This is a genomic window from Bacillus sp. FSL H7-0578 (assembly GCF_038630855.1).
Classification (GTDB): domain Bacteria; phylum Bacillota; class Bacilli; order Bacillales; family Bacillaceae; genus Bacillus; species Bacillus safensis.
This window is the reverse complement of record NZ_CP152045.1, coordinates 3,410,701-3,429,816: the sequence shown is the minus strand read 5'-3', so window position 1 is coordinate 3,429,816 and position 19,116 is coordinate 3,410,701. Positions and strand designations below refer to the sequence as shown.

The 19,116-nt window shown below is 40.8% G+C and carries 21 protein-coding genes; 13 read left to right on the top strand and 8 right to left on the bottom strand.

Annotation, left to right across the window (positions count from 1 at the left end):
• Positions 1-30: 30 nt before the first annotated feature.
• The 3 genes from MHB41_RS17680 (at position 31) to MHB41_RS17670 (ending at position 3,265) form a co-directional block, all read left to right on the top strand.
• On the top strand, positions 31-1,527 hold the full coding sequence (locus tag MHB41_RS17680) for a sugar ABC transporter ATP-binding protein (RefSeq protein WP_340899727.1): 1,497 nt from the start codon (positions 31-33) through the stop codon (positions 1,525-1,527).
• Positions 1,524-2,537, top strand: coding sequence for an ABC transporter permease (locus MHB41_RS17675; protein ID WP_340899728.1), 1,014 nt, complete (start codon positions 1,524-1,526; stop codon positions 2,535-2,537). Before MHB41_RS17680 ends, MHB41_RS17675 begins: the two co-directional genes overlap by 4 nt.
• A 95-nt stretch (positions 2,538-2,632) precedes the next feature.
• Positions 2,633-3,265, top strand: a complete 633-nt coding sequence (locus MHB41_RS17670) for a GTP pyrophosphokinase family protein (protein ID WP_025093809.1) — start codon at positions 2,633-2,635, stop codon at positions 3,263-3,265.
• 45 nt (positions 3,266-3,310) lie between these two features.
• Here MHB41_RS17670 and MHB41_RS17665 read toward each other — a convergent pair whose 3' ends face one another.
• Both MHB41_RS17665 and MHB41_RS17660 read right to left on the bottom strand, forming a co-directional pair.
• Positions 3,311-3,451: a hypothetical protein gene (locus tag MHB41_RS17665; RefSeq protein WP_162860197.1), complete on the bottom strand. Its 141-nt coding sequence runs from the start codon at positions 3,449-3,451 to the stop codon at positions 3,311-3,313.
• A 19-nt stretch (positions 3,452-3,470) separates the two neighbouring features.
• Positions 3,471-4,556 (bottom strand): Rap family tetratricopeptide repeat protein, encoded by a 1,086-nt coding sequence (locus MHB41_RS17660; protein WP_098677111.1) that lies wholly within the window; start codon positions 4,554-4,556, stop codon positions 3,471-3,473.
• A gap of 519 nt (positions 4,557-5,075) precedes the next feature.
• Between MHB41_RS17660 and MHB41_RS17655 the strand changes: the two genes are divergently transcribed.
• From MHB41_RS17655 to MHB41_RS17645, 3 genes are all read left to right on the top strand, one after another.
• Entirely contained in the window at positions 5,076-5,840 is a 765-nt protein-coding gene (locus tag MHB41_RS17655; protein ID WP_098677112.1) for a transporter substrate-binding domain-containing protein, read from the top strand.
• A 70-nt stretch (positions 5,841-5,910) separates the two neighbouring features.
• A complete protein-coding gene (locus MHB41_RS17650; protein WP_024423856.1) occupies positions 5,911-6,555 on the top strand; it encodes an amino acid ABC transporter permease in 645 nt (214 codons plus the stop codon).
• Positions 6,552-7,280, top strand: coding sequence for an amino acid ABC transporter ATP-binding protein (locus MHB41_RS17645; RefSeq protein WP_034281322.1), 729 nt, complete (start codon positions 6,552-6,554; stop codon positions 7,278-7,280). The genes MHB41_RS17650 and MHB41_RS17645 overlap by 4 nt, the downstream gene beginning before the upstream one ends.
• 85 nt (positions 7,281-7,365) lie before the next feature.
• Here MHB41_RS17645 and MHB41_RS17640 read toward each other — a convergent pair whose 3' ends face one another.
• On the bottom strand, positions 7,366-7,749 hold the full coding sequence (locus tag MHB41_RS17640; RefSeq protein ID WP_024423854.1) for a VOC family protein: 384 nt from the start codon (positions 7,747-7,749) through the stop codon (positions 7,366-7,368).
• A gap of 118 nt (positions 7,750-7,867) precedes the next feature.
• Here MHB41_RS17640 and MHB41_RS17635 point away from each other — a divergent pair, with 118 nt between their 5' ends.
• Positions 7,868-9,049 carry a class I SAM-dependent rRNA methyltransferase gene (locus MHB41_RS17635; RefSeq protein ID WP_217008664.1) on the top strand — a complete coding sequence of 394 codons (1,182 nt, stop codon included), beginning with the start codon at positions 7,868-7,870 and terminating at the stop codon, positions 9,047-9,049.
• A gap of 36 nt (positions 9,050-9,085) precedes the next feature.
• Here MHB41_RS17635 and MHB41_RS17630 read toward each other — a convergent pair whose 3' ends face one another.
• Both MHB41_RS17630 and MHB41_RS17625 read right to left on the bottom strand, forming a co-directional pair.
• Positions 9,086-9,766 (bottom strand): CidB/LrgB family autolysis modulator, encoded by a 681-nt coding sequence (locus MHB41_RS17630; RefSeq protein ID WP_024423852.1) that lies wholly within the window; start codon positions 9,764-9,766, stop codon positions 9,086-9,088.
• Positions 9,760-10,143, bottom strand: a complete 384-nt coding sequence (locus MHB41_RS17625) for a CidA/LrgA family holin-like protein (RefSeq protein WP_080701177.1) — start codon at positions 10,141-10,143, stop codon at positions 9,760-9,762. The genes MHB41_RS17630 and MHB41_RS17625 overlap by 7 nt, the downstream gene beginning before the upstream one ends.
• Positions 10,144-10,308: 165 nt before the next feature.
• Here MHB41_RS17625 and MHB41_RS17620 point away from each other — a divergent pair, with 165 nt between their 5' ends.
• The 4 genes from MHB41_RS17620 to MHB41_RS17605 all read left to right on the top strand — a co-directional run bounded on the left by MHB41_RS17620 (position 10,309) and on the right by MHB41_RS17605 (position 13,201).
• Positions 10,309-11,196: a LysR family transcriptional regulator gene (locus MHB41_RS17620; RefSeq protein WP_039182411.1), complete on the top strand. Its 888-nt coding sequence runs from the start codon at positions 10,309-10,311 to the stop codon at positions 11,194-11,196.
• A 17-nt stretch (positions 11,197-11,213) separates the two neighbouring features.
• A complete protein-coding gene (gene thiM, locus MHB41_RS17615; protein ID WP_217008665.1) occupies positions 11,214-12,038 on the top strand; it encodes a hydroxyethylthiazole kinase in 825 nt (274 codons plus the stop codon).
• Complete coding sequence (gene thiE / locus MHB41_RS17610; RefSeq protein ID WP_041115395.1) at positions 12,025-12,693, top strand: thiamine phosphate synthase; 669 nt, start codon at positions 12,025-12,027, stop codon at positions 12,691-12,693. Before thiM ends, thiE begins: the two co-directional genes overlap by 14 nt.
• Positions 12,694-12,826: 133 nt before the next feature.
• Complete coding sequence (locus tag MHB41_RS17605) at positions 12,827-13,201, top strand: nuclear transport factor 2 family protein (protein ID WP_340899733.1); 375 nt, start codon at positions 12,827-12,829, stop codon at positions 13,199-13,201.
• A gap of 27 nt (positions 13,202-13,228) precedes the next feature.
• On the opposite strand, the gene MHB41_RS17600 is transcribed toward MHB41_RS17605, so the two are convergent.
• The 3 genes from MHB41_RS17600 to MHB41_RS17590 form a co-directional block, all read right to left on the bottom strand.
• A complete protein-coding gene (locus MHB41_RS17600; protein WP_034281316.1) occupies positions 13,229-14,770 on the bottom strand; it encodes a cation acetate symporter in 1,542 nt (513 codons plus the stop codon).
• Positions 14,767-15,081, bottom strand: a complete 315-nt coding sequence (locus MHB41_RS17595; protein WP_061110238.1) for a DUF485 domain-containing protein — start codon at positions 15,079-15,081, stop codon at positions 14,767-14,769. Before MHB41_RS17595 ends, MHB41_RS17600 begins: the two co-directional genes overlap by 4 nt.
• Before the next feature lie 944 nt (positions 15,082-16,025).
• A complete protein-coding gene (locus MHB41_RS17590; RefSeq protein ID WP_131631247.1) occupies positions 16,026-16,604 on the bottom strand; it encodes a hypothetical protein in 579 nt (192 codons plus the stop codon).
• 1,102 nt (positions 16,605-17,706) lie between these two features.
• Between MHB41_RS17590 and MHB41_RS17585 the strand changes: the two genes are divergently transcribed.
• Together MHB41_RS17585 and MHB41_RS17580 are read left to right on the top strand one after the other, a co-directional pair.
• Complete coding sequence (locus tag MHB41_RS17585; protein ID WP_120207933.1) at positions 17,707-18,834, top strand: Rap family tetratricopeptide repeat protein; 1,128 nt, start codon at positions 17,707-17,709, stop codon at positions 18,832-18,834.
• Positions 18,824-19,108: a hypothetical protein gene (locus tag MHB41_RS17580; RefSeq protein ID WP_041115399.1), complete on the top strand. Its 285-nt coding sequence runs from the start codon at positions 18,824-18,826 to the stop codon at positions 19,106-19,108. Before MHB41_RS17585 ends, MHB41_RS17580 begins: the two co-directional genes overlap by 11 nt.
• Positions 19,109-19,116 lie beyond the last annotated feature (8 nt).

Here is a 19,116-nt window from a genome sequence, read left to right as displayed (position 1 = left end):
TCAGATGATATCAAGAGAAGGAGGACACCTATGACAGCGCCGCTTGTTCGTATGAAGAATATTTCAATTGAATTCCCAGGGGTCAAAGCGTTAGATCAAGTGAATTTCACATTAAAAAAAGGGACGGTCCATGCACTGATTGGAGCAAATGGTGCTGGGAAGTCAACGTTAATGAAGGTTCTTTCTGGCGCTCATTCCCACTTCGACGGGACCATCTACATCAATGGCCAGGCGGCATCCATTCAAACCCCAAAGGATGCATCCTCATATGGTGTGCAGACGGTCCACCAAGAAGTGGATACGGCGCTTGTTCCCTACTTAAGTGTTGGTGAGAATATGATGATGCATGAGATTGAGAAAAAAACATTTGTCAGCTGGAAAGAGCTGCATCGCAAGGCGGCTCAACTATTAAAAGAAATGGACATCGACATCTCCACAAAACGACTTGTCAGCGATCTGACCCTTGCCGAAAAACAGTTGGTGCTCATTGCCAAGGCTGTTTCCATTAAATGCAGCATTTTAATCTTAGATGAACCAACGGCTCCGCTTAGTCATGCAGAAACAAGTAAATTATTCTCAATGATTGATCGGTTGAAACAGAATGGGACGGGGATCGTGTTTATTTCTCACCGCATGCCTGAAATTTTCACCATCTGTGATGAATTGACTATGATGCGAAATGGAACGGATGTCGCAGCTCACCTTGTCAAAGACACAAATCCGCAGCAGGTCATTGAAGAAATGCTAGGCGCACCATTAGAGGAGCAATTCCCGTCTCGCAGGCCACTGAAAGATGCACCTATTGTGCTTGAAGTGAAAGAGCTAAACGATCAACATAAATTAAACAACATTCACTTTTATGTCAAAAAAGGAGAAATTCTCGGGATCGCAGGACTTGTCGGTGCTGGTAAAACAGAATTGTGCAAAGCCCTTTTCGGTGCCTCAGAAAAAAAGACGGGGACCGTGCAGCTTCATGGTCAAACCATCCGCATCACATCGCCTCATCAAGCGGTGAGAGCTGGAATGGCTCTTGTGCCGGAAGAGCGGAGAAAAGAAGGGATTCTGACCGAAGAGAGCGTGGGGTGGAACTTAACGGCTGCAAGTCTTCACTCATTTTCACGGATATTCAGCTTCTTACATCGTTCGAAGGAAAAGCAGGGAGCAGGCGACATCGTCAAACGGCTTGGTGTCAAAACGCCGTCGCTTGAAGCGAAGGTGAAGCACCTATCTGGTGGAAATCAGCAGAAGGTTGCTATCGGAAAATGGCTGCTGGCTGAGGCAGATGTGTATCTCTTTGATGAACCAACCAAAGGTGTAGACGTTGGAGCGAAAAAAGATATTTTCACTTTGATTGCAGAGCTTGCCGCCCGCGGAAAATCTGTGATTTATGCGTCGAGTGAGCTGTCAGAGATTGCAGGTATCGCTGACCGAGTATACGTGTTATATGATGGCAGCATTACCCGGGAAATGACCGCACCGACGACTGAAGAGGAGCTTTTATATCATTCAACAGGAGGACAATCATGAGCGAACAACAAATTTCAGCCCCTGTGCAGCAAATTAAAAAACAGCGGCCATCCTTTCATCTGTTTGATTTCTTTTATCGATATGGCACAATCTTAACCATTGTCGTGTTGATTGTAATATTTGCGGCAGCGAATCCAGCGTTTTTGCAATCAGGAAATATCATCAATATTCTACGGTCTATCTCAATTGTGACCATCATTGCGGTGGGCTTAACCATCTCATTGGCAGTAAACGGCTTTGATTTATCAGTTGGATCAGTCGCTACGCTATCAAATGCGATTGTCATTTCTATGTTCGTATGGTTCTCGCAAAACCCACTGATTGCAATCCTCTCTGCACTAGCGGCTTCTATCATTGTTGGTTTGCTAAATGCATGGATGATCGTCAAAATGAAAATTCCAGATATGCTCATGACATTAGCCATGATGTTTATCATTCAAGGGCTGGCTCAAACGTATACGAAAGGGGCGACCATTTCTGAAAATATGGTGCTTCCCGATGGCACGTTCTCAACGGGAACGATTCCTGCCTTTTTCAGCAAAATTGGACAGGTGCCATATATCATTCTTATTATGGCTGCCATTGTACTCTTTGCGCATGTTTTCATGACCTACACAAAGCACGGCCGATTCATGTACATCATCGGTGGGAATAAGGAAGCGGCTCGTTTGTCTGGCATACATGTGAACAAATACAAAATTGCGGCCTATCTGCTTTCTGCGTTATTTGCAGCGATCGGCGGTATCGTGCTGGCATCAAGGGTCATGACAGCAGAAATTAATGCGGGTGCACCATATTTAATGGATGGAGTAGCGGCTGCTTTTATCGGCTTTTCCGTCATGGGAGCAGGTAAGCCAAACGCATTTGGCACTTTTATCGGGGCTGTACTCATCGGTATTTTACAAAATGGGCTTGTGATGATGTCTGTCCCTTATTATGCAATGGATATTGTGAAAGGCTCTGTGCTGGCCCTTGCACTGGCGCTGACATATTACAAACAACGAGGCTAACTGCGTATTTTTTAAAACCATTCGAGTCCTCTCTCCGTCTAGTAAACGGAAAGCGGTGCAGCTGCCGTTTCCCAAAAGGAGATGACAAAAAGAAAATGAATATGTCAGCAACTCATGTAGAAGATTTGAAAAATGTCATGGAAGACTGGAAAAATGAACTATTAGTATATAAATTTGCGTTAGATGAAATGGATACAAAGTTTTCAATTATCAGCCAGGAGTATAATTTAATCCATGGACACAACCCAATAGAGCATACAAAATCACGAATTAAATCCTTTGAAAGCATAGTGAATAAACTAGCAAGAAAAGGATGCGACATCACGACACAATGTGCCAAGGAGCATATCCATGATATCGCAGGTGTCCGCATCATCTGTTCTTTTATTCAAGATATCTATAACATTATGGATGTATTGAGGCAAAGAGAGGATTTAAAGATCCTTGAAGTGAAGGACTACATTCAACATCCAAAACCAAATGGCTACAGAAGCCTTCATTTAATTGTTGAGATACCTGTCTACTTAACAAATCGTGTGGAGCATGTGAAGGTTGAGATTCAGGTGCGGACCATTGCGATGGATTTTTGGGCGAGTCTAGAGCATAAAATCTATTATAAACTGCAAAACGATGTTCCTCATCAGCTGACTGATGAACTGAAGGAAGCCGCAGATATTGCCCATTACTTAGATGAAAAAATGCAGAATATTAAACGAGAAATTGATTAGCACATCAAAAAGCAGCTGTTTTGATCACAGCTGCTTTTTTTCATATTATGGATTGGTTCCACGGTCTCTCTTTTGAATAATATCTTGAGATTGTGCAGATTGGCTGTCTTTTTGAATGGAAGTACCAACAGAAACACCTGTTATCAAGAGGGTTAAAATCGCACTTGTGATGAGCCATTTCTTCATCATACATCACTCCATTTTCTTAACAAGTTTTCAAGGACAACGCCTTGTTTTTAAAATAAGAGGATTCTTCATGAAGCCCAAGATCTGTTAAGTAAGCTGCTGCATCCTGACAAACAGCTTCAAGGTCAACAAGGAAATTCATTGTTTCTAATTGATCGCAATAAGCCTTGATTTGCTCAATCATGTTGTCTGGCTGAATCATAAGTGTTTCTAAAATGGATAATTTAAGTGAAATGTTTCGTTGTTTTAAATTTTCTGCTTTTTGAAGTGAAAGCTGTACATAATAGTGGAACAAACCTGGCTTTTTCAGCTTAAAAAGTGCTTTTGTATAGGCGTACATGGCAAGTAAATAGCCGCCTGGAGAAGAAGTTTCGAATGATTCTATCATTAAAGCCTTTTCTAGGAGCGGCACAGCTTCACTGTATTCATTTCTTAGACTTTTAATAAAGGCTGCATTGCAATAGGCATGTCCAAGTAAATCTGGATCTTCCATCTGTTCTAGTGAATGAATCACTTCTTCGAACAGCGATTCTGCCTCATCATATTTCGACTGATCCGCATAATTCAAAGCAAGCATCATTTGACAGCTGATTGATTTTTTCACATAACATGGATCTGCGTCGTAAATAGATGAAGCCATCTTTAAGTGGTGGATGGAGAGAAGCGTGGACCTAATATTATAGTAAAGACACCCAGTTTTATAATGAAATTCGGCTTTTTCAATGTCATCGTGCACGAGATCTAATTTATCCTCGGCCAATTTTAAATGGTGAAATGCCGTATCCTGATTGCCTCTGCGCATTTCATACATCCCTTTAAAGAAATAGAAATAATAGCTGAGCATATCATCCGTACGGATGGCATTTTCATCAACAAAAAGACTATGATCTAATGAAGCTGTATCTTCTATTAGATCTTTAAAACGGTACTCTAGCAGTTGATAGTAAAGTAAGACGTCTTGATTTTCTTCCATTCGATCAAACGCTTGAAGAATGTCTTCTTTTAACTGAATGGCACCTTGTATCTCTCTTTTTTTCATCATGACATACCAATCATTGAGCATATTCGCTACATCAACGGACGACAAAACACCTGCTTCTGCCAATTCTTATCCTCCTTTCTTCATCTATCAATATCCGTTCTTCTGAATCAACTTCCCATATTCCAGTATCTTCTTATATTTTAAGCTCTCTCGTACAGTTTGTAAAACATGTTTTTTGATGTAAATTCAACCAATAGTGAAAGAAATAGAGAGACATCGCTCTTTTGTATACGCTTACATTTTTTTAGGTAAAAAGAGGGTTTTGGGAAAAATATATTACAATATCAATATAGAGAGGAAGCAAGTTGTTGAGTTTGCTTTCGTATGCAAGGAAGAAACATCATTTATCAAGGCGCTGCCTCGTTTTTTTGTGAGATTATCTCACATCATAATTGTGGATGACTCTTCTTTTAGAATAAAATGAGTTATTCGCAAAAAAGTAAAATTTAAAGAGACTATTGATCTAGAATTGTATGGATCTTTGGTATTGATAAAAAATATCACACACTATAGCTTTAGCGTGGTATAGTATTATTGTTATTGCGAATATTTAGACAAAACTGACAATGGGGGTCGTGTTTTATGAAGAAATCGATGTTATTGATCATGGGACTAATTGTTGTGCTTGTCATGGCAGCCTGTGGATCAAAATCGGACAGTGGTTCGGGAGAAGGCAAAGGCACATATAAAATCGGGATAGATACAACTTATCCGCCATTTGAATTTGAAAAGGGCGGTAATTATGAAGGGATAGACGTTGATTTAATTAATGCAATCGCGAAAGACCAAGGTTTCAAAGTGAAGCTTGAAGCCATGGACTTCTCAGGTATCATTCCAGCGATGCAGGCAGGACAGCTTGATGTTGGAATGGGCGGGATGAGTATTACAGATGAGCGTAAGAAGAAAGTAGATTTCTCAGATCCTTACTTCGACGCTGGACTGACAGTTGTTGTGAAAAAGGACAGCAGCATCAAATCTATTAATGATTTAAAGGGGAAAAAGCTAGCTGTTAAAAACGGAACGACTGGTGCCAAGTTCGCAGCTGATAACGCTGATAAATATGGGTATGAAGTCGTTCAATTTAATGACAGCCCATCTATGTTCCAGGAAGTATCAAACGGAAATGCAGATGCCTTAATTGAGGATTATCCTGTCATTACGTATGCGATCGCACAACAAGATTTAAAATTGAAAACAGTTGGAGACCGCTTGAATGGAGACCAGTATGGTATCTCTGTCATGAAGGGGAAAAACCAAGACCTATTGAAGAAGATCAATAAAGGCCTTGAGAACCTAAAGAAAAACGGTGAATATGACAAAATTATTGATAAATATTTGAAGTCATAACACAAGCGAGGCGCGCTCCGAGCGCGCTTTCTTTATGTGTCAGCCGTATGTGAATTAGGGAGGGAGAAACATGGATACTATTATTAATGCATTTCCGTATTTAATGGATGGTTTGCAAACCACTTTATATATCTTTGTTGTTGCCATCATTTTAGGGTTTATCATCGGTTTAATTGTGGCATTATTCCGTCTGTCACCATTTAAAATCTTAAATTTCATCGCACTCGTCTTTGTGAATGCCATTCGAGGCACACCATTTATCGTACAGCTATTCTTCATTTATTTTGGTTTGAATACACTTGAATTCATTTCGCTTGATCGAGTGCCCGCAGGGATTATTACAGTAGCGATTAATGCAGGGGCTTATTTCTCAGAAATTATTCGTGCAGGGATTCAGTCTATTGATAAAGGACAAACAGAAGCTGCGCGCTCTTTAGGCTTTACAGGGGGGCAAAACATGCGCTTTATCGTCCTACCGCAGGCATTCCGCCGCATGCTCCCAGCGATTACAAACCAGGCCATCATCAGCTTGAAGGATACATCTCTCTTATCTATTATCGGAATTGCCGATATTATGCAGCGAGGACAAGTTCAAGCATCGGCTACATTTGATCCTTTGAATGTCTGGCTCATTGTCGGTGTCATTTATTTCGTGATCATTTATTTACTTTCTCTACTGGCTAGCTACGCAGAAAGGAGATTTGATATCAAATGAGTATGATTACGGTGAAAAACTTAAAGAAATCCTTTGGCGATCACGAAGTGTTAAAGGATATTAATGCAGTCATCGAGGAAAAGGAAGTCGTGTGTGTCATAGGTCCTTCTGGATCAGGGAAAAGCACGTTTCTAAGATGCCTCAATAAATTAGAAGATATCACGGCTGGAGAAGTCGTTGTCCACGGGCACACGATTACAGACCCAAAGGTGAATATCAATAAAGTAAGGCAAGAAGTAGGCATGGTGTTTCAGCACTTTAATTTATTCCCTCATAAAACCGTTTTAGAAAATATTACGATTGCACCGATAAAAGTAAAAGGCATCGAGAAGAAGGCAGCAGTCGAAAAAGCGTTAGACTTGCTTGAAAAAGTCGGCTTAAAAGACAAAGCTCAAAGCTATCCTAACCAATTATCTGGTGGACAAAAGCAGCGTGTAGCCATTGCAAGAGCGTTGGCAATGGATCCGAAAGTACTATTATTCGATGAGCCGACATCAGCTCTTGATCCTGAGGTCGTAGGGGATGTATTAGCTGTAATGAAACAATTAGCTGTCGAAGGTATGACAATGATTGTGGTCACACATGAAATGGGCTTTGCAAGAGAGGTAGGAGACCGTGTCATCTTTATGGATGGCGGCTATATTGTCGAGGAAGACAAACCAGAAGCTCTTTTTGGGAACCCGCAGCATGAGCGTACAAAATCATTTCTTAGTAAAGTGTTATAAAAAAGAGTAAGGGCATGTATATGCCCTTACTCTTTTCTTTATGAATAAATGGGAGAGATTTAGCGGCCCCATTTCCTAGGAAATATTAGCGCTGGAAGAATTCGATCCATTCTTGGTCTGGTCCTCTGAAAAAGAAGTAGCAATATCCATTTGGTAATGTCGTAATTTCTTCATCAATTAATTCAATTTGCAGCTTTTGAATACGATTGAATTCAGCATGAATATTGTCTGTTGTGAAAGCGAGATGATGGACCTTCCCTTCAGATGGCAGGTCACTGCTGTAGCCTTGGATGAGCTCAATTTCCGTTTCGGTTTCATCTTTAAAACCGAGAAAGGCAAGCTCAATCACTCCATTTGTATGAGTGATGCGGTCCTTTAATTTCATGCCCACCACTTTTTCATAAAAATCAATCGACTGATCAATATTCGAAACCATAATACCTGTATGATCTAAGCGTAATGTCGTCAAACGAAGTGCCTCCTCTATGTCATGTTGATAATTTTCTCCTCATCTTATCATAATAGAAGTAACGTATACATTCATATGGTAGGATAGAGAGAGTCAATTTAGGATAAGGATGACACAAATGAAAAAAATCTCATTAAAACAAACATTTGCGGAACAAGTGAAAAAGGGATATCCGCTCATTTCCAAAGATGCAGTATCGCATGTGAACGGTGTACGGGAAGGCGAGCTCATTGAATGGGTGGATGAGCGGGGCACTTTTTTAGGAAAAGGGTATTATGGTGTACAAAATAAAGGTATCGGCTGGGTCCTAACCTTTGATGCGAACGAAAAAATAGATCAAGCTTTTTTTGTCTCTAGGCTTGAGCAGGCAGCGAAAAGCAGAACGCATTTATTTCGTGATGCACAGACGACTGCTTTCCGTGTGTTGAACGGAGAGGGTGATGGAATTGGCGGCGTCACGATTGATTATTATGACGGATTCTACCTCATCCAATGGTATAGCGAAGGAGTCTATACATTAAAGGAATATGTATTGGCTGCACTTGAGCACGTATATCCAGACTATAAAGGCATTTATGAAAAGAAACGATTTGATACATCTGGACAGTATATAGAAGATGATGATTTTGTGAAGGGAGAGAAAGGTGAATTTCCTCTCGTCGTGAAAGAAAACGGCATGAACGTGGCGGTTTACTTAAATGATGGCGCGATGACGGGTATCTTCCTTGATCAGCGTCATGTGAGAAAAGCGATCCGAGATCGTTATGCAAAAGGAAAGACTGTGCTCAATACATTTTCTTACACAGGTGCTTTCTCAGTGGCAGCTGCGCTTGGCGGAGCGAGCCGTACGACAAGTGTGGATGTTGCAAACCGCAGCTTGAAAAAAACATCTGAGCAGTTTGAAGTCAATGGTATTGATGTGGACGGGCAGGATATCAAAGTCATGGATGTCTTTAAATATTTTCCGTTTGCAGCGAAAAAAGGCTGGACCTATGATCTCGTCATCTTAGACCCGCCTTCCTTTGCACGAACGAAAAAGCACACATTCAGTGCGGCGAAGGATTATAAGAAGCTATTAAAAGAAGCCATCCAAATTACAGCTGAGAACGGCGTCATTGTGGCATCAACGAATAGCAGTGCATTTGGCATGAAGAAATTTAAAGGGTTTATTGCGCAGGCTTTTAAAGAAGCAGGGCAAACCTATCGGATACTTGAAGAATATACCCTTCCTGAGGATTTCCGTACAACGAAGAATTATCCTGAAGGGAACTATTTAAAGGTTGTCTTCATACAAGCATAAGAAAAAGCCATTTTCCAATAAGGGAAATGGCTTTTTTTATAAGGCAAACGACATAAGGATAGGCGCTGCACATAATGTAATAATGGCTGAAATAATCATCGATACACTTGAGATCGTTCCTGAGACGGAGCTCATTTCAAAAGCCTTCGATGTTCCTGCCCCGTGTGCACCCGTTCCAAGCAGGACGCCCATGGCAATGTCATTATCGATGCGGAAGTAACGGATCACCATTGGACCGATAATCGATCCAAACAGTGCGGTTAAAATGACAAACACGGCCGTAACGGACGGCATGCCGCCGATCATCTCTGACACACTCATCGCTACAGGTGTTGTAACCGATCTTGGGACAAGGCTCTCAATAAGGCCTGTGTCCAGATGAAACAACTTGGCGATAAAAGCCGTTGATAAGATCGCAATGACAGAGCCGCAAGCCACATTCAAAATAATTTCCACTGCATGCTTCTTCAGGATATGAAAATACTTATATAAAGGAATGGCAAAAGCAACAGTCGCAGGCTGCAGCATATTCGTGAGCCATTTCCCTCCTTGATTGTAAGCATCGTAAGGAATGTTGACGATTAACAGCAAGACGACAAGGACAAGCGGAGTGACAAGTAATGGTGAGACATAGACCTTCGGATGCCGTTTGTACACCGCTTTTGATCCGAGATATAAAAGAACTGTTAAAATCAGAAATAGTCCGCCAACTAACATAGTTTTTTCCGCTCCTTTCGTTTTGCAATCATTTGCGTCATGATACCAGTTGAGAGCATGACCACAAACGTACTAATTAAGACGACAAGGACAATACTTGTGCCAGATTGAGAAAGCAGTTTTCCATAATCAATGACACCAACTGCTGATGGAATAAAGAAAAGCAGCAGTTCTCCGAGCAGCCATACGGCGCCAAGTTCTATCCATTTTAATTGAATGATCTTAAAATGAAGTAATAAGAAAATGACAAGAATGCCTAAGATCGTGCCCGGAATTCTTAAATGCAAAAAGGCCGCCAGCACATTCATGAATTTCGCAAAAATAAACAAGACCATAATCTGAAGGGCAGCAATCAGCGGCGTTTTGAGCAATTTCACTTTCTGTTCACTCCTTTTTCTATATATATTGTTCAGTGTTTCACAAAAACATGACAACGTTCCAATTGATGAGCTTACTTTAAAGTGTACAGCACGTTCAGTTATAGGTAAAATACATATATCGAATAGTAATTATTCCTTTTGTCTATAGGAAGGATGAAGCATGTGGACATCAGACATTTAACATATTTTTTAGAAGTGGCAAGGTTAAAGAGCTTCACGAAAGCATCGCAGTCTCTTTACGTATCGCAGCCGACCATTTCTAAGATGGTCAAAAACCTGGAGGATGAGCTGGGGGTGCAGTTGTTTTACCGGAATGGCCGGCAGGTTGAAATGACAGATGCTGGCCAAACCATGTATACACAGGCGAGTGAAATTACACAGTCATTTCAGAATTTAACGAGCGAATTAAATGATTTAATGAATGTGAAAAAAGGGCATATTCGGATCGGACTGCCGCCGATGATTGGGTCAAGTTTCTTCCCGAATGTCATGGGGGAATTCCGCCAGCAATATCCAGATGTCACATTTCAATTGGTCGAGCACGGCTCCATTAAAGTAGAGGAAGGGGTCGAGGATGGGTCGCTTGATATTGGTGTCATTGTTCTGCCTGCAAATGATAAAATTTTTCATACGTACACCATTATTAAAGAGAACATGAAGCTCGTGACGCATCCATCCCATCCGATGGCTGGTCGTGAGGAAGTACATTTAGCTGATTTAAGGGAAGAGTCTTTTATTTTCTTTAGAGAAGATTTTGTTCTGCACAGCCGGATTTTGAATGAATGTATGAATGCGGGATTTCGGCCAAATGTCATTTATGAAACGTCTCAGTGGGATTTCATTAGTGAAATGGTAGCTGAAAACTTAGGGATTGGACTTCTGCCAGAACGAATCTGCCGTGATCTTGATCCCGAAAAGGTAAAGGTCATTTCCCTAAACCCGTCGATCCCGTGGCATTTAGGTGTCATTTGGCGAAAGGACCGCTATTTGTCGTTTGCGGCAAGAGAATGGTTAAAGCATACGAAATCCTACGTGTGGGATGCAGAGTAAAAGGGAGGACGATACGGATGAAAACAAGCTGCGCGTCTCATTTATTGGAGAAGGTTCGAGAAAAAAATCCACTCGTTCATAATATCACCAATCAAGTTGTGACGAATTTTACAGCGAATGGACTGCTTGCTTTAGGTGCTTCGCCAGTCATGGCAAACGCCAAAGAAGAAGTGGCTGAAATGGCGCAATTAGCGGATGCACTAGTGCTGAATATTGGCACATTGACTAAGGAAACGGTTGAAGCGATGATACTCGCTGGACAAGCCGCCAATGAAAAAGGTGTACCTGTTTTGTTAGATCCTGTCGGCGTCGGTGCGACAACGCTTCGAACGAATGCTGCTAAACAGCTGTTAGAGAAAGTGAAAATCACCGTTGTCAGAGGAAACGCTGCCGAAGTGGCTCATTTACTTGGAGTGGATGGCTGGGAGTCAAAAGGCGTTGATGCGAAAGCGGCGAATGGAGATGTATCGGCATTAGCCAAACAAGCGTCTATTGCACTTCAGACAATAGTGGTGATCACAGGAAAAGTCGATGTGGTGTCAGATGGAGATGAGGTGCTGTCCATTCATAATGGACATGAATGGCTCACGAAGGTGACGGGAACTGGCTGTTTGCTGACGTCTGTCATCGGAGCATTTTGTGCAGCGGGTGAACAGCCGCTTCATGCGTCGGCAGCTGCATTGATGTTTTATGGTGTCGCCGCTGAAAGGGCAGCTCTGCACGCAATGGATAAAGGACCGGGAACCTTTCAAATGGAATTGTTAAACGCACTATCACACACAACCGGAGATGATGTGCTGACGTTAGGGAAAATAGGAGGAATTTCACATGACAAAGGCTGATCAACAGCAAATCAAACAGCAATTATCGGTTTATTTTATTTTGGGCACAGCGAATACAACGAGGCAGCCGCTTGATATTGTGAAAGAGGCCATTCAAGGCGGAATCACCATGTTTCAATTTCGTGAAAAGGGTGAAAAAGCCTTGCAGGGTGAAGAGAAGAAACAATTGGCTCGCCAAATTCAAGCGCTTTGCCAAGAAGCAAATGTTCCTTTTATTGTGAATGATGATGTACAGCTAGCGATTGATCTAGATGCAGATGGCGTTCATGTTGGACAGGAAGACACAAATGCAAAAGACGTCAGAGAAAGGATCGGGAATAAAATATTAGGCGTATCGACGCATAACCTAGATGAAGTAAAACAAGCCATGAAGGACGGAGCAGATTATGTCGGGATGGGCCCAGTCTATCCAACGGAAACGAAAAAGGATACACGCAGTGTCCAAGGTGTGTCTTTGATCACTGAAGTCCGCCGTCATGGCCTTCAAATTCCGATTGTAGGTATCGGAGGGATCACATACGACAACGCAGCACCAGTGATACAAGCTGGGGCAGACGGTATAAGCATCATTAGTGCTATTAGCCAGAGCGCCGATCCTAAAAAAGCAGCAGAAGAGCTGAAATCACTTGTTGCAGCAGAAAAAGCATCTCTTTAATCTGAAGGAGACATGGATTAAATCAATTCATGTCTTTTCTTATGCCGGGTAAATTAGACAGGAGCTATACAATTGTGTACAATCATATAGTTCGATTATTTTCGAAATGACAGGTAAATAAAGGAGAATGAACATGGAAGTGCTCGATACGTATTTTCGCCGATACGATGAAGCAGGAAAAGGGCAGGAGCAGATGGATGAATTGCTGGCATTGTTTTCTGACGATGTCATGATTGTCTTAAATGGCGCCCAAAAGCCTGGGATCCAAGCGTTCACACAATTTTTGAAAACATTTTTCCACGTACATGATGACATTAAGCATATGTGGGATGGGTGGAATAAAAGAGAAGATGGAAAGTATGAAACAAACTGGGCCGTTTGCGGAAAGCTTTCAGATGGCCGTGTCTATACAGCAGAAGGAATTGATATCGCAGAGCTGGACGACCAAGGGAAGATCGTTTATTTAGAAAACGTTCCGAAAAACCCAGAGTTATTCCAGCGCTATTAAAAAGCCGGCTGAGCAGCCGGCTTTTCCTTATGAATCAGTATCCATATGCATGCCTGTATGTGCCTTTACTTGAATTTCCGTAAAGGTGTCTTCATCTGCTTTTTCAGAAGAGAATATCGTGCCTAAGTATGCGGCAAGGAATCCGAGTGGAATCGAGATAATCCCAGGGTTCGACAGCGGGATGAGCGGCTCTCCTGTGAAGATGGCTGCTCCTGACGGGTCCCAGACGCTTGGGCTGAGCGAGACGATGACCAGTGCGCTCAGAAGGCCTGTTAAGCTTCCTGCGATGGCACCTGTAGAGTTAAATCGTTTCCAAAAAACAGTGAAGATAATCAAAGGCAAATTCGCACTTGCCGCCACTGCGAAGGCAAGAGACACAAGAAAAGCGACGTTTAAGGACTGGGCAAATAATGCAAGAACGATAGAGAGGATCGCCACGCCGATGGAAGCAAAGCGTGCCGCCTTCACCTGCTCCCGCTCACTCGCTTTTCCTTTGCGGATAATTTGACTATAAAAATCATGCGCAAAGGCAGACGCGGCGGATAGGACGAGACCCGTTACCACCGCCAAAATAGTCGCAAAGGCAATAGCGGAAACAAAGGCAAATAACAAATCTCCTCCAAGAGCTTGGGCGAGCAGTGGAGCGGCCATATTTCCTGCTGCATCTGCAGCCGTGATCGCTTCTGTTCCCACAAAGGCAGCCGCACCGAAGCCAAGGAAAACCGTCATTAAATAAAAGATCCCGATGATCCACGTAGCGGATAGAACAGATTTACGCGCAGAAATGGCATCTTTGACCGTATAAAACCGGATCAAAATGTGCGGCAAACCTGCTGTCCCAAGCACTAAGGCAAGGTTCAAAGATAGTGTCTCTAAAGGCACATCATATTTATTTCCCGGGTGAAGAAATGCCCCACCGAGCGGGGTCGCTGTTTTCATCTGTTCAAACATCTTCAGCAGACTAAAATCAAACTTTGCAAACACAAGCAGAGAAATAATGAGCGTCCCAAGCATGAGAAGCACAGCCTTTGTGATCTGTACCCAGCTGGTCGCAATCATGCCGCCAAACACGACATAAATGGTCATCAGGACACCCACGATCAGTACCGCAATCCAGTAATCAATGCCAAGAAGCAGTTTGATTAATGCACCTGCCCCAACAAGCTGTGCAATCATATAAAAAGTAGAGACTGTAATGGTATTAAAGGCGGCAACCCCTCGAATGGCAGGGCGCTTAAACCGTGCAGCGATCATATCGGCCATCGTATATTTCCCCAGATTTCTAAGCGGTTCAGCCACAACGTAAAGAACGACAAGGTACGCTACTAGAAAACCAATGCTATAGAAAAAGCCGTCAAATCCGTTTAACGCGATCATTCCGGCAATCCCTAAAAATGATGCAGCAGACATATAGTCTCCAGCAATGGCAAGGCCGTTTTGAAACCCAGTTAGACCTCCGCCTGCTGTGTAAAAATCACTCGCATTGCTAGTTTTTTTCGCAGCAAAATATGTGATGACCAATGTGAGCCCTACGATCGCAACGAACAAAATAAAAGCGGTCATGCTCATTCGTCATCACCTCTTGATTCAGTTTTTAAAGCGCTTACAATATTGTCGAACTTAGCTGCTTTTTTCGCATAAAGTCCACATAAAACCCAGGTCATGACAAATTGTGTGAGGGCGAATAACCAAGCCCATGAGATCGCGCCAATTGCCGGCGTGTTCAAAAAGGTGAAGTAGGATGTAGCAACCGGAAGTGAAAAGTAAAAGAGAAAAAAGAAAATCGTCATCGGTACGATAAATCTGCGTTTTTCCTCAAGAAGTTTTCGGAAATCCTCTGAAGCGGCAACCTTCTTATAATGAACTTTTTTGTCTGCCATTGTTTCCTCCTTTGTACGAATTAGGGACAAGGTACTCCAATGCATATGAGACGATCTGGCTGTTTATGACAGTATATCATAAAAAAGGCACCCGAAAAGGGTGCTGAGCCTGATCAAAACATGACTTTATCTTGAGGTATTGTGTTAAGTCGAGAAGGGGCAAAAATTCTATTAGACGAAATAGCATCTTTGGAAGAGTGAAATCTAGAAAGGTGACTGACCGTCTTGTAGATGCAAGACGGCATTTTTTGGTAATATATAATAAAATTGTTTAGGTAATTAATGGGTTGATCCTGTTGTTGTAGGGGGAAGGCAATGGTTAAGACAATCTCAAGAAATGACCCGTGTTTCTGTGGTAGCGGGAAGAAATATAAAAAGTGTCATAGTGACATTCATCCTGAATCAAGAGCTGCTCGGCTTATCCAGACATACAGAAAGTACGAACGAAAAATAGAAGATTATCAAAAATCAACAGGTAATATTCCTCCATGTCAAAAGGGGTGTTATAACTGCTGCTATGAGGATTTTTCTATAACTGAAATTGAGAAATTGAGTTTGAATTTATTATGCGTGAGTTGAAGACTTGAAGCAAAGATCGAGTAGAAAAAATATATGATACTGTTTTAGATCAGTGTGAAACAATTAAAAATGAACGACCTGACACCTGGAGAAAATTTAGAGGTATATGTCTCGAAAGACGTTGGCACAATACTTGTTGAACAATTGAAATAGCTTTATAAAAAGGGTTGTTTTACGAGGAGAAGAATGAGAGGGCTCACCGATCGTCTGCACGCTGCAACACTTTCTATACGCTTACCACTATTAATGCAGAACCAAAATATTTTCAGGAATTTCAAAAATTTTGTGTTGAAGTCTTATATTAAAAGTAAGCAGGCTCTTACTGGAGCCTGCTTTTTTTATTTATTGTTGCTTAACAGTAATTTTTAAGGTATTTTTACAGTATATGCTAAGTCGACAAACATAATATTTACGCCTACATCAACTTTCTTATATTTGTTTTTAACTGCCCATGCAACCGCACCAGAAGTTCCAGCAGTAATAGCCGCGGCGGCTCCGGCACCCCATGGTCCAGCAGCAGCAATTTTGCTTGTGTACCAACCGATATATCCGGCTGCAAATCCACCTGCTACTATGGCGTTCATGCTTCTAACTTTCGGTCCTAATTTGAGGTGTAGACCTACAAAACCATAAGCCTGCATGTCACCTTTTTTCTCATTCTCTTCAAAGCTAAATTCTTCTGATTTCATAGAAGTCATTAGTTGACTGTCGTGTTCTGAAATTCCCATTTCCATAAGGGTTTCTTTATCAGCTGTAAAATGAGTATTTCCATCCTTATCTAATTCGAAGTAATTAGATAGTTTCTCTGCTAATTCCAATTGTTTTTTATCTACACTGACTGGAGGGGTCTCATTATTACCTTGACTGGCATGACTAATCATTGGAGAAGAGAAACCAAATGTAATAGTAAGCACACATAACATTACTAGAAATTTTTTAAACATACGTACCACTCCTATTTGTTTTTTGGGGTAACGCATACATGATATTTCCTTCTATTGGGGTGGAATACTTAGAGGTTAAGGAGAGTAATAAAATGTATTTATTCTTATTCACTTTGATTTATTGTGTAATCACACACATTTTTAATTTGTCCTATGAGTTTTCTTTTGGGGTGTATTTTATAGGTCTAGGTTTGATCAAAGGACTTTCCAGCGGGGAAATTAAAGACATCTTTAATTTCAAAAAGACAAGGGACGTGTTCAAAGAAAACAGATTTATAGATTCTTTGATGGAATTGTTTTCTTTGATAATAGTGTTTATTAATGCATACATAATTGATTATGAACCATTCTCTCCCTTTGAGTTTGTTTATACTTTTTTCTTGATTGTAATTCTATACAGATTCCTATTTTGGGGAATCATAAGAGAGTCAAAAAAATGGTTGCATAATGAGGCATAGGAGTCATGGACTTATAAGAATCACTCACTTTCTTTGATATATTTTCATGCTACCATTTATTTCTTGATAATTGGTAATTTGATGGAAAGTTTCTTTTTGGGTTGCGGTGACCGCAATATAGGTTCTTTTATTTGGGAGGAGAATTTATGATGACTGTAATACCAGTATTGATGATGTTAATTGGTGCCTCTTATTTCGCTGTTTATATGATAAAACGTAAGAATAATAAAGAAAAAGAGATGGGTTAAAAAGTTGTTTTTGCCGTTGTTTTCTTTTTACTGAGTGTCCCATTCATCAATATGGTCATCACTGGATAATAAAGAACAGGCTAAAGAGCCTGTTTTTTTGTTTCTTAAAAAACATAGCGCCTATTTCAAACCACCAAGAGCGTTCATATTCGTTTCTAAGCACCTTTATTTATGCTCGGGTATTTCCATAGTGTGATGCTTCAAGAACGCTTATATGGGATTTAAATGCGTTAACTGCTGCGATAGCATCTAAAGATTGATATGTCTTGTGTCCTACTTGCTTACAAAGTGTTTGCGTCATGCCGAAAATTTTACATATTAATGTAAAAATAGGATTTTATTAGGAATTATTGTGCTAACATTTATTAAAAATTGGTTTTCTAGGGGGGATTGTAGATGGCGTCTATACCGTCTCCAGTTGTAGCGATCAAGATAAATGAATGGTATAAGCATATAAAAAGATTCAATGTTAAAGAGGCCCAGATGCTAAGGGAAGAGATTAGAAAAGATATAGATGTCATGGAAGAAGATGAACAGGCGGTTCTTTATTTTCAGCTGATGGAGTTCCGTCACCAATTGATGACAGACTATGTGCAGCCTTCTAAAGAACCACTTGAAAAATCTGATTACTTGAAAGCTGTAGAAGGACAAGGAAAGAAGATGTCAGCCATTCTTGAATACTATTTTAATTTTTTTCAAGGAATGTATGAATTCAAAAATGGTAAGTTTATTAGAGCTATTGTGTTCTATAAGCGCGCGGAAAAGCGCCTGGAGCAAGTAGGGGATGAGTTAGAAAGAGCGGAATTTTACTACAAATTATCAGAAGTGTTTTATCACATGAAACAGACACACGTGTCTATGTATTACGTTGGTCTTTCTTATGATACCTATAAGGCACATAAGAGCAATTCACTTTATATGATTCGAGAAATTAATTGTCTAACTGTTATGGCAGGTAATTTCATTGATTTTGAATGCAGAGAAAAGGCGCTTCCTCATTTATTGTCAGCTTTAGAAAGATCTAAGGCAATTTCTAATAAGCCAATGATTGTGAAGTCATTATTTAATATTGGTTGTTGTTATAAAGGATTAGGTGATTTTAATAGGGCACTAGCTTATTTTAATCAGGTTATTCTTGAAGGAGAGCCTATTCATGCTACAGAGTTGCTTTTGGTTTATTATGAATTATCTTTATTTCATTTGAGTCAAAAGGAATTTATTGAGGGAGAAAGATTTTTCAAAAGAGGCTTGGAAGAAGCGAAGAATAGAAAAAATGATCTGTTTTTATCGTTGCTGATGGTATTGGAAAATTTATTTTTAAAAACAGCAAACCTAAGTGAGGTCTTGAGCTCGTTGGAAAAATTAGAGAACGAGAGGGGTTATCCATACATAGAAGACCTAGCGCTCGAAGCGGCTCGGTACTATAATGAGAATGGGCGTATGGATGAATCTGTAAAAATGTACGAAAAAGTGATGTACGCCCGAAAACAAATCCAAAGGGGCGACTGTTCATATGAATTTTAAAACGGTTCTTACTGGTTTTTTGAGTGCTTCAGCATTGCTAGGTGTGATCTCATTATCATCTGTCGATTTTGATGTGAATTCAAGAAATGCTACTTCTCCAGAATCAACTGATCTGACAGTAAGAAATGCTACAGGCAGTAGCGTTACTACTCAAGATTTCCCTCTTATAACTTTATCTCAACATGATAACGATTTTGCTGTGAGGAATGGAACCCGTTCTAGTGTAAATCCGGATATTCGTTTTGGAACACGTGATTCTAGATTATCTACTTGATGAATCAA

Coding starts and splice junctions, on each gene's coding strand:
- MHB41_RS17680 (WP_340899727.1), top strand. CDS start 31: ATGACAGCGCCGCTTGTTCGTATGAAGAATATTTCAATTGAATTCCCA.
- MHB41_RS17675 (WP_340899728.1), top strand. CDS start 1,524: ATGAGCGAACAACAAATTTCAGCCCCTGTGCAGCAAATTAAAAAACAG.
- MHB41_RS17670 (WP_025093809.1), top strand. CDS start 2,633: ATGAATATGTCAGCAACTCATGTAGAAGATTTGAAAAATGTCATGGAA.
- MHB41_RS17665 (WP_162860197.1), bottom strand. CDS start 3,451: ATGAAGAAATGGCTCATCACAAGTGCGATTTTAACCCTCTTGATAACA.
- MHB41_RS17655 (WP_098677112.1), top strand. CDS start 5,076: ATGAAGAAATCGATGTTATTGATCATGGGACTAATTGTTGTGCTTGTC.
- MHB41_RS17650 (WP_024423856.1), top strand. CDS start 5,911: ATGGATACTATTATTAATGCATTTCCGTATTTAATGGATGGTTTGCAA.
- MHB41_RS17645 (WP_034281322.1), top strand. CDS start 6,552: ATGAGTATGATTACGGTGAAAAACTTAAAGAAATCCTTTGGCGATCAC.
- MHB41_RS17635 (WP_217008664.1), top strand. CDS start 7,868: ATGAAAAAAATCTCATTAAAACAAACATTTGCGGAACAAGTGAAAAAG.
- MHB41_RS17630 (WP_024423852.1), bottom strand. CDS start 9,766: ATGTTAGTTGGCGGACTATTTCTGATTTTAACAGTTCTTTTATATCTC.
- thiM (WP_217008665.1), top strand. CDS start 11,214: ATGAAAACAAGCTGCGCGTCTCATTTATTGGAGAAGGTTCGAGAAAAA.
- thiE (WP_041115395.1), top strand. CDS start 12,025: ATGACAAAGGCTGATCAACAGCAAATCAAACAGCAATTATCGGTTTAT.
- MHB41_RS17605 (WP_340899733.1), top strand. CDS start 12,827: ATGGAAGTGCTCGATACGTATTTTCGCCGATACGATGAAGCAGGAAAA.
- MHB41_RS17600 (WP_034281316.1), bottom strand. CDS start 14,770: ATGAGCATGACCGCTTTTATTTTGTTCGTTGCGATCGTAGGGCTCACA.
- MHB41_RS17595 (WP_061110238.1), bottom strand. CDS start 15,081: ATGGCAGACAAAAAAGTTCATTATAAGAAGGTTGCCGCTTCAGAGGAT.
- MHB41_RS17590 (WP_131631247.1), bottom strand. CDS start 16,604: ATGTTTAAAAAATTTCTAGTAATGTTATGTGTGCTTACTATTACATTT.
- MHB41_RS17585 (WP_120207933.1), top strand. CDS start 17,707: ATGGCGTCTATACCGTCTCCAGTTGTAGCGATCAAGATAAATGAATGG.
- MHB41_RS17580 (WP_041115399.1), top strand. CDS start 18,824: ATGAATTTTAAAACGGTTCTTACTGGTTTTTTGAGTGCTTCAGCATTG.